The sequence below is a fragment of the Prevotella sp. 10(H) genome, from assembly GCF_000711235.1.
In the GTDB taxonomy this organism is placed as follows: Bacteria; Bacteroidota; Bacteroidia; order Bacteroidales; family Dysgonomonadaceae; genus Dysgonomonas.
This window is the reverse complement of sequence record NZ_JOMI01000001.1, coordinates 560,597-573,775: the sequence shown is the minus strand read 5'-3', so window position 1 is coordinate 573,775 and position 13,179 is coordinate 560,597. Positions and strand designations below refer to the sequence as shown.

The window sequence follows — 13,179 nt, the reverse complement described above, 5'->3', positions numbered from 1 at the left end:
AACCTAAATTAAAAATACTCATGGAACAAGTAAAAGACCAGCAACTGAACAAACGTAATACGACCATTGCAATCGTCATTGTGGGAGCAATGTTCTTTATCTTCGGTTTGGTTTCATGGGTCAATGCAATCCTGATTCCATACTTCAAGATTGCATGTGAGTTGACACATTTCGAATCGTACTTTGTGGCATTTGCATTTTACATAGCATATTTCTGCCTGTCGATTCCCTCTGCTCATATATTAAATAAAGTAGGCTATAAACGCGGGATAATGTATGGTTTTTTCTGTATGGCTGTCGGAGCTGCATTGTTCATACCTGCAGCTCTTACACGCACATACGGCATCTTTCTTACAGGACTGTTTGTAATAGGTGCCGGGCTGACAATACTTCAATCGGCAGCAAACCCCTATATCACAATTGTAGGGCCTATTGAGAGTGCGGCGAAGAGGATCAGTATGATGGGTATATTCAATAAATTCGCCGGAATAGTTTCCCCTCTCATATTTGCTGCCGTAGTATTGAAGGTGACAGACAGCAACCTGTTTACATTACTCGAATCGGGAACACTGGACGAAGCGTCTAAGAATATGATGCTCGACGATCTGATCCGCAGGGTTATAAAACCTTATGCAATCCTGTCGGTCATATTGCTTGTGTTCGGCATATTTGTCCGTTACTCGGTGCTGCCCGAAATAGACCCCGCAGAAAATAATAAGGAAGAGGAAAACTGTACGCACAAGCGGACGTCTATCTTCCAGTTCCCTTATCTGATTCTGGGAGCGGTAGCCCTCTTTATCCATGTGGGGACGCAGATTATAGCTATCGATACCATTATCAGTTATGCCGGTTCGATGGGTATGAACCTGCTCGAAGCAAAGGCATTCCCCTCGTATACACTCACGGCAACTATAATCGGATATATGATAGGGATTGTGCTGATACCCAAATATGTATCGCAGACAAGGGCTTTGCAGTTCTGCTGCGTCTTAGGGCTTTTGCTCTCTATAGCGATTATCCTTGTCAGCAAGGAAGTTATAATTCTCGGACACGAAAGCAATCTGTCTATCTGGTTCCTTTGTGCGCTTGGCTTGCCTAATGCATTGGTATATGCCGGAATATGGCCGCTTTCGATAAAAGGGCTCGGACGATTCACCAAAATAGGCTCTTCCCTGATGATCATGGGGTTGAGCGGGAATGCAATCATGCCGATAGTCTATGGCTATGTAGCTGATGTATGGGATTTGCAGAATGCATATATGGTTCTTATCCCGTGCTACCTCTATCTGATATTCTTTGCCGTATACGGACATAAGGTTCAAACATGGTCATTCAAAAAAATCTAAGGCTAAAACTCACTGACATATGAAATATATAAAATATCTATTCTGTTTTCTGCCTGTTCTGATGATAGCTTGTAGTATGCAAACCGGAAAAAAGAAATTCAACGGTTCGGAAGGTGAAGTACGGCTGATTATCGTAGCACCCGGACATTTCCATGCCGCATTGGTGCAAAAGTCGATGCTGAAACCTTTGAACTACAATGTACAGGTGTATGCACCCGAAGGGCCAGAGCTGGATAACTATCTAGGACTTATAGAATCCTATAATACACGCGAACATAATCCTACATACTGGAATCTGAATGTGTATAAAGGAAATGACTTCTTTCAGAAAATGCTTTCCGATAAAAATGGTAATGTAGTCGTACTAGCAGGAAACAACCAGCTGAAAACCGATTATATCCTCGAATCTGTAGAGTCAGGCTTAAATGTACTGGCTGATAAGCCGATGGCAATAGACAAGGCTTCTTTCGAGCAGTTGAAGAATGCTTTTGTACTTTCGGCGAAGAACGATGTCCTGTTATACGACATCATGACCGAACGCTACAGCTTTATAAATATCCTAAACCGTGTGCTGATGCAGGACAAAGAACTCTTTGGAACACTTACAAAAGGCACACCCGAAAATCCGGCTGTGGAAATGGAAAGCGTGCATCATTTTTATAAAATCGTATCGGGCAATCCATTGACGCGTCCGGCATGGTATTACGATGTGGAGCAACAGGGCGAGGGCATTGTGGATGTTACCACGCACCTGATAGATATCGTCAACTGGAAATGTTTTCCGGAAGTGGCGCTCGATTATAAGAAAGATGTAAAAGTTGTAGATGCCAGCCATTGGCCGACGCCGATATCAGCTGAGCAGTTCCGCCTTTCAACAAAGGTCGAGGGATATCCTGATTATCTGAAAAAGTATGTAAAGGATTCTGTACTGAATGTCTATGCAAACGGCACTATCAATTATCAGGTGAAAGATGTAAATGTAAGTATAAAGGTGATCTGGGATTATCAGGCACCGGAAGGAACAGGAGACACGCACCGCACTGTAATCAAAGGTACTAAAGCCGAATTGCTTGTATTACAGGGTGAAAAACAAGGCTATAAATCGAAGCTGTATGTGAAAAAAGGAGAACAAAGCACAGAAGCCGATTTCAGAAAAAATATAGAGCGCGCTATCAACGAACTGAAGAATATTTACCCTATATCCCTCAAAGAGGCATACGACGGCATGCTCGAAATAGAAATATCGCCGAGTATGGACGACGGGCACGAGGCTCATTTCTCGAAAGTAGCTGAGAAGTACCTTAATTTCCTCGTTAGCCGCGAGATGCCCGACTGGGAAGTTCCGAATATGCTTGTCAAATATTACATAACGACTACAGCGTTGGAAATGGCAAAAGAAAAACAACCGATATTCTGAAATACCATACAATAAAAACAATATAAAACATGAAAACACAAAATTTATCTCGCAGAGATTTCCTTAAAAATATGGGTGTTATCGGAGGCGGCGGACTCATGTTGTCTTCCCTGCCGCTGATGCACATATACGCTCAGGAGAAAGAGAAGGAAGTAAAAGGCAGTAAAGCCAGACTGGCCATTATCGGCACAGGCTCGAGAGGTATGTATCATATAAACCATTTGTTGCAGATACCTCATGCCGAAATTGTTGCCATATGCGACATTTATCAGCCGCATCTCGACAATGCAGCCAAGCTGTGCCCTAAGGCCAAGCAATATAAAAACTATAACGATGCGATTGCCGATACCAATGTAGACGGGATACTGATTGCAGCGCCATTACACGAGCATGCCCCTATTTCCATTGCAGGGCTGAAAGCAGGCAAGCATGTATTCTGCGAAAAATCGATGGCGCGTACACCTGACGAATGTAAGCAGATGTATGAAACATACAAGGAATCAGGCAAAGTGCTTTACATAGGTATGCAACGACTCTTTGATCCTAAATACCTGAAAGCTATCGAACTGATCGAAAACGGTACGATAGGTAAAATAGTGGGGTTGCGAAACTTCTGGTACCGTAACAACGACTGGCGCCGTCCTGTTCCCGATCCGTCACTTGAGAGGCAGATCAACTGGCGTCTATATAAAGATTACTCCGGCGGTCTGATGACCGAACTGGCTTCACACCAATTACAAATGGGCACATGGGTAAACAAATCGCTTCCTGATTATATTACCGGCTTCGGCGATATTATTTATTGGAAAGACGGCCGCGAAGTTTACGACAGCGTAAGCGTTATTTACCACTATTCGAACGGCTTGCGTATGACTTTCGAATCTATTATCTCTAACAAACGTTACGGAATGGACGAGCAGGTACTCGGGCATAAGGGTACACTCGAACTGGCTCAGGGATTACTCTACATGGAGAATCCTAAGCCTGCACCGGGTATCCAGCAACTGATAAACCAGATCGAGCATAAAGTATTCGACAGCATTCCGTTTGCAGGCCCTAGCTGGGTGCCTGAAACAGCTTCCAATACGTTGGGAGAACCTATTCTGGATAATTTGCAGACACACGACGGCTCCAATACTACGGGTGCGGCTGTCGACGACGGTTCACTGGCGCTTGTCTCTTCATTCTGCACGGCGGTAATAACAGGAGAATCCATGCCGATGCTGGTAGAAGAAGCTTATTATTCTTCCGTACTCGCATTATTGGGTAATAGGGCAATGGAAGAACGTGCAGTGATTGAGTTCCCGCAAGAATATGTGATACCTTACCTATAAAATATAACGATATGAAAGATATAAAATTCAATATAACAGCAAAGAGGCAAAAGACCGAACTTATCATATTTGCGGCCTGCTTCCTGTTCGCTTTCCTGCTGAATGTTTATTCCATTATAGCATTCGAAACCGAATGGAAAGAACTGTACACACAGTTGCTTTGGGTACTTAGCTTAAGTGTAGGGTTCTATTTTCTTATTCTGTTCTTACGGCTTGTGTACTGGCTTATCCGCTACGCATTCGGTAAGAAAACAAAAAAATAAAACTAATAAAAAATGAGACAAATATTATTCGCTTTTCTGATTTTCGCTTTTCAGTCCGCTGTATTATTTGCCGGGAATAATGATAAGTCTATTACGGTGAAACCGGAAGACTTTGAAGGAAAGACTGTTTCGGAAAAGATTAACAATGCCCTTGATTTCTTAAAAGAATGTAAGGGCGGTACTATTCTTTTCAAGGATTCGCCCGTTTACCTTATTTCGGAAGCTATAACCCTGCCGTCGAATACAACGATGATAGTCGACGGTTGCAAAATAAAGCTTGCAGACCAGATATTCGACAATATCATCCGTTCGGGTAATATGGTTATCGACGAAAAAAATCCGAACAGCTATGTAAAACAACTACTGCCTGCCGAAAATATCAAAGTAAAGGGTATGAACGGCGCTATAATAGAAGGGGCGGAAAACTTTTACGAAGGAGTGAATCCAAAGACAGGCGTTAGAGAGAAATGGCTGGGTGACTATTGGGGCTGGCGCAACTTCACTATCCTGTTTTCGTATGTCGACGGCTTCGAAATATCAGGTCTGAAAGTGCAGAAAACACATAGTTGGGGCATCGTACTGACAAACGGATGCAAAAACGGCCATGTAAACAATCTCGACCTGCATACCACTGTAAAAAACGGGGACGGAGTGAGTATCATTCAGGGAGGATCGGATATCGTTATTGAAAATATAACCGGTGAAACTTCCGACGATACCATTATTCTCGCTGCTTTCGACGAAAGCCGCTGGAGCAATAATAAATATGTATTCCCGCTATTGCCTGTCAGGTATTCCGATTATTCTTTCGGCAGCGATATATATGACATTACCTGCCGCAATATCGAAACATCAGGTATTCATCACGTGATGATATTGCTTCCGTCGCAACCGAAGATATATAATATTTACTGTTCGAATATCAGCGACGGGCCGAAAGGCGGCAAGCGGAAAGTGGTGCGCATATATGGTAACGGGCAATACGGTCAGGGATTCAAACCGGGCAATATGTATAACATTTATATGAACGATATCCGCTCTTATAAGGCTGACTTTGCACTCGAATTCCTTGCTCCTGTTTACGATTCGCATTTCAACAAGATAACACAGCTCAACCCGAAAGGGAAGGCCGTTCAACTGAATCCCGAGAACAAGAACGTGAAAATCACCAATTCTGTAAAAAAATAATCTGGCATAAAACTGTACTACGATGATAAACACACCACGAAACGAGCAGGAACTGAACAATATGATTTCTCAGCCATCGGAACAGCTGGTAGATTTCATGAGAAGTCTTTCGGGCGACATTTCGATACTGGGCGCTAACGGAAAAATCGGCTTATCGCTGTCGCTTATGGCAAAAAGAGCCATTGAAATGGCGAATGTGGAGAAGAAGGTCTACGCCATATCCAGATTTTCGTCAGAAGAAGGACGGCAATTGCTCGAAGGTCACGGAATCAGCACTATTGCCTGCGACCTCAACGACAGGGAACAGGTAAAGGCTCTGCCGAAGACAGAAAATGTAATCTTTATGGCCGGACGCAAATTCGGTACGGAAGGTTCGGAACCTTATACATGGGCGATGAATGTGCTGATGCCTGCCGTTTGTGCCGAGCATTATAAAGATTCCCGGATTGTTGCCTTTTCTACAGGATGTGTTTATCCGTTGGTATCGAAAGATACGGGCGGTTCGGTAGAGACAGACCATCCGGAACCGATCGGCGAGTATTCGCAATCTTGTCTGGGGAGGGAGCGTGTTTTTGAATATTATTCCCTGATAAATAAAACTCCTGTACTGTTATTCCGATTGAACTACTCTACAGACCTCCGGTACGGTGTATTATGCGATATAGCGAAAAAGATATGGAATGACGAGCCTGTAGTAACGGATTGCGCCTATTTCAATATATCGTGGCAGGGAGATGTAAATAATTATACCCTGTTGTCGTTGGGGCAATGCGCTTCTCCTGCCTCTTACCTGAATATCACAGGACCGGAAATACTTTCGGTAGCTGAAGCCGCAAAAGAAATGGCTGCTATAATGGGCAAAAAAGCCATAATAGAATGTACTGCAACCGATAAATCGTATCTGAACAATGCAGACAAATCGTTCCGGCTTTTCGGTAAACCGTTGGTCACGGCAAAAGAACTTATCCGAATGCAGGCAGAATGGATAATGCAGGGCGGCAAGGAACTGAACATCCCCACGCATTTCGAAGTAGGCGACGGCAAGTTTTAACCTAGAGCCTGTTCAAATTTTACCGAAATTATTTCTTATGAACATTTTCACTTCTTTGATATTCTCTTTTCGGCTCTTTCAAGCATATTTTTAGTTTTTTTCTCTCGGTTTAGCCCGCTAAACCAGCAAGCAAAAATCTAAAAATCTATCTCAAAATAGCTCGAAGAAGAATATCAATAAAATTCAATCAGACTCTTAATAATTCCCTTTTATGAAAATATCAGATATAGATACCGGCATATTACAAACATTTCGGCAAGGCGCTGTAATTCCCGCTACTCCCTTGGCTCTGACTGAATCAGGCGCAGTGGATGAGAAGCATCAGAAAGCTCTTGTGCGGTATTACATCGATTGCGGTGTCGGCGGTATAGCTATAGGAGTACATTCCACCCAGTTCGAAATACGCGACTGCGGTTTGTTCGAGCCTCTGCTTCGCCTTGTATCGAGAGAGATTGACGAATGGTCGGCACGGCAGGGCAAAAAAATACTGAAAATTGCAGGTGTTTGCGGTAAAACGGAACAGGCATCAAGAGAAGCGTCTTTTGCCGTTTCGGCAGGTTATCATGCAGCATTGGTGAGCCTTTCGGCTATGAAAGGTAGCAGTTTGGACGAACTGATTGCCCATTGCAGGGAAGTTGCCGGAATCATGCCTATTATCGGCTTCTATATGCAGACATCTGTCGGCGGCATCGATTTGCCATATGAATTCTGGAAAGAGTTTGCCACGATCCCCAATGTGCTGGGTATAAAAATAGCGCCATTCGACAGATACAAAACGTTCGACGTGGTAAGAGCGATTTGTGATGCAGGAAAAGAAAACGATATAACACTCTATACAGGTAATGATGATAACATCGTAGCCGATTTATTATCTGAATATAAGATAGGTGCAAAAACAATGAGAATAAAAGGCGGCTTGCTCGGTCACTGGTGCGTATGGACAAAAAAAGCGGTGGAACTTCTCAATGAGATTCATTCGATAATTGAATCGGGAAAAAATATACCTGCAGAATTACTGACCCGTGCCGGTCAGATAACCGATTCGAACGCTGCCTTCTTCGACCCGAAAAACAAATTCGCAGGATGCATTCCCGGACTTCATGAAGTATTATTCAGGCAGGGACTTATGGCTAATACCTTATGCCTGAATCCGGATGAAGTATTGTCCGAGGGGCAGAACGAAGAAATCACAAGGGTTTACGATGCATATCCGCACCTGAACGATGATGATTTTGTCCGTTCCAATCTCAATAAATGGTTAACGTAAAACTCTCTGTAAGATGAAAATAAAACTTCCCTATTTGCAGCAGCTCACATCGTCATTTGGTCCGGGGCTCATAACGGCGGCATTAGTTTTGGGGCCCGGTACTATCACTGTATGTAGTAATGTCGGAGCGACTACAGGCTATTCCATGTTATGGGTTATGGTGGTTTCCTGTTTATTTATGATCAGTATGACGAGAGTTGCTGCGAAGATGGGATGTGTTTCTCCTTTATCTCTTTTGACCAATATAGAAAATAATTACGGGCGTATAGTTGCCATACTTGTCGGATTCAGTGTTTGTTTCAGCTGTTCCGGTTTCCAGACAGGCAATACGATCGGTGTAGGCATATCGATGAATGAACTCTTCGGAGGGAATATCGCTATGTGGACAAGTATTTTCCTTATTGTCACCCTTATTTTCATCTGGACGTCGAACAACTTTTATTCCTTATTGGAAAAGACAATGATATTCCTTGTCCTGATAATGATAGTCGCCTTCGTAGGCAATCTTTTCTTTATCGATATAGACGGGGGCAATATGCTTAAAGGACTTATTCCGTCCGTACCTTCTAATAAAGTTCTGTGGATAGCGGTAGCATCTACCTCTTTCAGCGTGGCGGGTGCAGCCGGACAGGCCTATATGGTACAAGGCAAGAAGTGGAAAGTGGAAGACCTGAAAAAAGGATTGCGGGATGCTACTTTCGGCATTCTTATCCTCAGCGGATTAGGTATTATTATCGTGATCACCTCTGCTGCGATTCTTCATCCACAAGGTATAACCATTAAGAATGCTGTGGATATGGGATTGCAACTGGAGCCGTTTCTCGGTTCTTTAGGCAAATGGCTTTTCCTGATAGGATTGTTTGCAACATCTTTTTCGTCCTATGTTTCCAATGCTGCTCTCGGTGGAATGTTTTTATGCGAGGCTTTGCATCTGGGAAAATCTATTAACGACCGCTGGGTGAAAGTTTTTGCTTCGGGTATATTGGTTTTGGGTACAGTAATAGCAATTATTTTCGGTTCCAATCCTATTCAGCTGATAGTCTTTGCACAGTCGATGACTATACTGGGTGCGCCGATAGTTGCCGTAGCTATCCTGTTTCTATCGAACAATAAAAAGGTAGTGGGGGAATATAAAAACTCTCATGCACTGAATGCGATACTGACCATTGCTACAGTATGGGCGATTTTTATCTCTGTAAATCAGCTTATAGCTTTAATTCAAAACTAAGAAATCATGGAAGCGATAAAAGATACGGTTGACAAAATTATAGACCGCAACTCGGAAAAGGTTATTGAGATAGTGAAAGATATCGAACTGCATCCCGAACTCGGTTTCCAGGAATTCCGCACTTCGAAGATTGTGGCCGATTACCTACGCTCATGCTCGTATGATTTACAGGATAACTTAGCTTTGACAGGTCTGAAGACATACTTAAGCCCTGCAAAGAAAAAATATACAATAGCCTTTATCGGCGAACTGGACGGTATTATCTGTAAGGACAGTCCGAAAGCATCTGCTGCGGACGGCGCTACCCATACCTGCGGGCACAACCTGCAATTGGGTATACTGATGCTGGTAGCAAAGGCATTGAAAGAAGCAAATATCGCAGATAATCTTGACGGAAATGTCTCTTTTATTGCAGTGCCTGCAGAAGAATATATCCAATTGGAATACAGAAGACAATTACGCAAAGAAAAGAAGATAAAATACCTGAGCGGGAAGCAGGAATTTATCCACCTCGGATTGTTCGACGATATAGATGCAGCTATCATGCTGCATGCCCAGCCGGATAGCGAAGAGCCGTCCATTCATATATATGAGACGGGCAATGGCTTCTTATTCAAAGATGTTGTCTGCAAAGGCAAATCAGCCCATGCCGCCAATGCGCCTCACGATGGCATCAATGCCCTGCACGCTTTGATTCAGGGAATAAACAATATAAATGCGATACGCGATACATTCCGGGACGAGGAGCATAGCCGTATACATTACATCATCACCAACGGCGGTGATAATGTGAATAGTGTGCCTTCCTGTACCGAATTGCAGGCATATGTGCGCTCTTCCTCTATCGAATCTATGGATAATCTTTCGGTACGGTTCGACAGGGCATTTTACAGTGCCGGAGATAATTTTAGGGCTGAAATGTCGGTAAATACATCCCCCGGATATTTGCCATTAATCTGCAATAAGGCATTGAATGAAGCCTTTGAAGCAAATGCAAGGAAATATCTGCCGGAAACGAATGTATATCATGAAGGACACTTTATGGCGTCAACCGATTTAGGCGACTTATCCCATATCATGCCTGTTATTCAGCCGATGATGGGTGGCATAAAAGGTGGGCTGCATTCTCCCGATTTTGAAGTCACGGATTATAATGCGGCAATTGTCACTCCCGCCAAGATTGTAGCAAATACGCTTATCGAACTTTTAAGCAATAAAAGGATGGAGTCTGTATTGAAAAACTATAAACCGGCATTGACCAAAAAGGAGTACTTCGGAATGATGGATAAGGACTAGTCCTCGCCAGAGTATTATTGTTCAGCTTTTCAAAAAACATACTATGGATAAATATAAAAATTACATATCATACTTAATCTTGTTTTTCATCTGTGCGTTGCCGTTATTTGTTGCTCCGGCATTCGCACAGAATGAAAAACATAGCATCACGCTGCCTGTAGATAAAGCAGGTATAAACAAGAAAACAACAAAAACAATATATAAATCCGGCGTACAGAAAGTTAAGCTTGTTACACTCAAAGGCAATGTAAATGAAAGAGTAAGTGATGATACTGAAAATAATGCGGATATAATATACAATGTGAAACTACCCGCAGCAGGCAAGTACCGGATATTTGCCGACGTGGTAAGGCAAGATAAAATAGAACCCGGCGTACAGGTAGAAACACATTTGGCCAAACTAAAGATAGGACAGCAGCGGATAACAAGACGCATAGTTTCTAATCTGCATGAATATTCGGGGCACGATCTGGGTATTTTCAATTTAAATGCAGAGCAGGAAATAAAAATATGGCTACCGGAGAAAATCTCATTCGAATCGCTAAGAATAGAAAAATATATTCCCGAAGAAGTACCTGCCGAAGCTGCAAATTATATCCCTGCTGTAACACCTCCTTCGGAAAGGCCACGCCTTTGGGTAAATAAAAATAATTTAGAAGAAGTAAGAGAACGATTGACAAAAGGCGAAAACTTAGCTATATGGCGGGAAGTGGAGAAAAAGGCAAAAGAACCTTTCGCCTTTGAATTCAATATACGTAAAGAAATATTCTACAATAAGGAACTGGAAGATGTGGTAATCATCAAAGCATTCTATTACCTGATGACGGGCGACCGCACGGTAGGAAACGAAGCCGTACGCCTGATGTCCGATTATCTTTCGGTACTCGAATACGGCAATGTAAGGCATGGCGATATTACACGCGAGATAGGCAAATCTATCTATAGCGCTGCCCTTACTTACGATTGGTGCTATAGTCTGCTGAATGAAAAAGATAAACAGTCGCTCTATGATAATATGATGCGGCTGGCTCCCGATATGGAGATCGGATGGCCGCCTTTCAAAGAGAATATAGTAAACGGCCATGCCAGCGAGGCACAGGTTAACCGCGATTTACTGGCTATGAGCATTGCCATATATGATAAAGATAACGAGCCGTACCGTTATACCTCTTATCTCATGCTTGAGAGACTGCTTCCGATGAGAGCATTCGAATACCAGTCGCCACGACATAACCAAGGATTCGATTACGGAGCGTACCGCCACGGTTGGGAAATGCATGCTGCGTGGATGTTTTACCGGATGACGGGAATGCGCATATTCGATGATAACATTACCGCCCTGAGCAAATACTGGCTGTATATGCAGCTTCCCGACGGACGGCGCTTTTCCGATGGCGACAGGTTCGCAAAGACACATGTGTCGTTTTCCGAAACATTGTTGCTTGACTATGCTTATGCTAACGACCCGATACTGAAAGGCGAGTTTGAAAGAATCGGTGGATTAGAGAGGGCTAAGAAAAATCCTGTTCTCTTCTTGCTGGTAAATAATCCGGATATGAAAGCAAATCCAAGCCTCGATGAACTTCCATTGACTATAAATTATGGCACTGTCCTCGGTGGTCTGTCTGCACGGACGGGTTGGGATATGAGTAAAGAAAGTAACGATGTAGCAGCGGAAATACGGGGTGGGGGATACCATTTTGGGAATCATCAGCATAGCAATGCGGGCTCTTTCCAGATATACTATCGTGGTGAGCAGGTAATAGAGGCGGGAATATACAGGGCATACGGCACACCTTACGATTTCAATTTCTATAAAAGATCGGTGGCTCACAATACCATACTGGTGAAAGATCCGGACGAAAGACTAATGCCGCGTACAAAATTGAATGACGGTGGAAGCAGGTTCAATCAAAGAACTCCGAAAACACCTCACGAAACTCAAACAGACCCGTGGTTCGATTATGGTACTGTGCTTTCGGCAGATTTTGAGTCCGGTACTCAAAAACCGTCATACAGTTATTTCAAAGCCGACCTTACAGCTGCCTATTACAGCAAGATAAGCAACTATACGCGCAGTTTCTGCTTCCTCAATCTGGACAGGGAAGATATTCCTGCGGCAATTATATTGGCTGATGATCTTACGACATCGAAGGCAGATTTTGATAAATTCTGGAAGATAAATACATTAAACGAGCCTGTCCGTTCGCAGCAGAACGTGGTTCTTTATAACACTACTAGCGGCGGCTTGACGGGCAGGACACATATAAATATGCTACTGCCGTTACCCGAAGATAGAGAAATCGAGATTTCGAGCCTGAAAGATTCTACCAGTATTCTTGGCCCTCAATATCAGATAAAATCGACATTACCGGAGACCAATGCATATCAGGTGGTTGTTTATCCGAAGGAAAAGAAAAAGCACAACCGTTTCCTGACTGTCTTCCAGATGGCTGCAGGTGACACTAAGCCTTTGCCCGTTGATTTTCAAGAGAAAGACAATAAATACATCATTTCATTACATGACCGTATTGTCTGTATGAGTGCAAGTAGCGACCAGATACAGCAGGCATTTATTCTCACATTCGATAAAGCGGGTGAATCTCAAATTCTGATAACCGACCTGAAACCGGGATTCTGGAATGTAAAGGATAAAGCGAACAACATCGATTTGAATATAAAAGTGGAGGCCGGAAAAAATACGATATTCTTTAAAGGTGGAAAAGGAGAATATTTTATCAGCCGCGGACGGTCTTATGAAGCTGTAAAATAAATATATACATACAAAT

General features: G+C 43.1%; 10 protein-coding genes. All 10 read left to right on the top strand.

All coding sequences use genetic code 11. From position 1 onward, the window contains the following. Positions 1-20 precede the first annotated feature (20 nt). The 10 genes from K348_RS0102450 to K348_RS0102405 all read left to right on the top strand — a co-directional run bounded on the left by K348_RS0102450 (position 21) and on the right by K348_RS0102405 (position 13,163). Complete coding sequence (locus K348_RS0102450; protein ID WP_029902565.1) at positions 21-1,346, top strand: sugar MFS transporter; 1,326 nt, start codon at positions 21-23, stop codon at positions 1,344-1,346. A gap of 19 nt (positions 1,347-1,365) precedes the next feature. Next, on the top strand, positions 1,366-2,763 hold the full coding sequence (locus tag K348_RS0102445) for a putative oxidoreductase C-terminal domain-containing protein (protein ID WP_029902564.1): 1,398 nt from the start codon (positions 1,366-1,368) through the stop codon (positions 2,761-2,763). Between the two features lie 29 nt (positions 2,764-2,792). Continuing rightward, on the top strand, positions 2,793-4,097 hold the full coding sequence (locus K348_RS0102440) for a Gfo/Idh/MocA family protein (protein ID WP_029902563.1): 1,305 nt from the start codon (positions 2,793-2,795) through the stop codon (positions 4,095-4,097). Between the two features lie 11 nt (positions 4,098-4,108). After that, positions 4,109-4,360: a hypothetical protein gene (locus tag K348_RS0102435; protein ID WP_029902562.1), complete on the top strand. Its 252-nt coding sequence runs from the start codon at positions 4,109-4,111 to the stop codon at positions 4,358-4,360. 12 nt (positions 4,361-4,372) lie between these two features. Further along, entirely contained in the window at positions 4,373-5,548 is a 1,176-nt protein-coding gene (locus K348_RS0102430; RefSeq protein ID WP_029902561.1) for a hypothetical protein, read from the top strand. A gap of 22 nt (positions 5,549-5,570) precedes the next feature. Continuing rightward, positions 5,571-6,599 (top strand): NAD(P)-dependent oxidoreductase, encoded by a 1,029-nt coding sequence (locus tag K348_RS0102425; RefSeq protein WP_029902560.1) that lies wholly within the window; start codon positions 5,571-5,573, stop codon positions 6,597-6,599. Positions 6,600-6,810: 211 nt separating this feature from the next. Beyond that, positions 6,811-7,866: a dihydrodipicolinate synthase family protein gene (locus K348_RS0102420; RefSeq protein WP_029902557.1), complete on the top strand. Its 1,056-nt coding sequence runs from the start codon at positions 6,811-6,813 to the stop codon at positions 7,864-7,866. Between the two features lie 13 nt (positions 7,867-7,879). Further along, positions 7,880-9,094 (top strand): Nramp family divalent metal transporter, encoded by a 1,215-nt coding sequence (locus K348_RS0102415; protein ID WP_029902556.1) that lies wholly within the window; start codon positions 7,880-7,882, stop codon positions 9,092-9,094. Between the two features lie 6 nt (positions 9,095-9,100). Then, a complete protein-coding gene (locus K348_RS0102410) occupies positions 9,101-10,390 on the top strand; it encodes an amidohydrolase (RefSeq protein WP_029902554.1) in 1,290 nt (429 codons plus the stop codon). A 43-nt stretch (positions 10,391-10,433) separates the two neighbouring features. After that, positions 10,434-13,163, top strand: coding sequence for a heparinase II/III family protein (locus tag K348_RS0102405; RefSeq protein WP_051697530.1), 2,730 nt, complete (start codon positions 10,434-10,436; stop codon positions 13,161-13,163). The last annotated feature ends 16 nt before the right edge of the window (positions 13,164-13,179 follow it).

Coding starts and splice junctions, on each gene's coding strand:
- K348_RS0102410 (WP_029902554.1), top strand. CDS start 9,101: ATGGAAGCGATAAAAGATACGGTTGACAAAATTATAGACCGCAACTCG.
- K348_RS0102415 (WP_029902556.1), top strand. CDS start 7,880: ATGAAAATAAAACTTCCCTATTTGCAGCAGCTCACATCGTCATTTGGT.
- K348_RS0102420 (WP_029902557.1), top strand. CDS start 6,811: ATGAAAATATCAGATATAGATACCGGCATATTACAAACATTTCGGCAA.
- K348_RS0102430 (WP_029902561.1), top strand. CDS start 4,373: ATGAGACAAATATTATTCGCTTTTCTGATTTTCGCTTTTCAGTCCGCT.
- K348_RS0102425 (WP_029902560.1), top strand. CDS start 5,571: ATGATAAACACACCACGAAACGAGCAGGAACTGAACAATATGATTTCT.
- K348_RS0102445 (WP_029902564.1), top strand. CDS start 1,366: ATGAAATATATAAAATATCTATTCTGTTTTCTGCCTGTTCTGATGATA.
- K348_RS0102405 (WP_051697530.1), top strand. CDS start 10,434: ATGGATAAATATAAAAATTACATATCATACTTAATCTTGTTTTTCATC.
- K348_RS0102435 (WP_029902562.1), top strand. CDS start 4,109: ATGAAAGATATAAAATTCAATATAACAGCAAAGAGGCAAAAGACCGAA.
- K348_RS0102450 (WP_029902565.1), top strand. CDS start 21: ATGGAACAAGTAAAAGACCAGCAACTGAACAAACGTAATACGACCATT.
- K348_RS0102440 (WP_029902563.1), top strand. CDS start 2,793: ATGAAAACACAAAATTTATCTCGCAGAGATTTCCTTAAAAATATGGGT.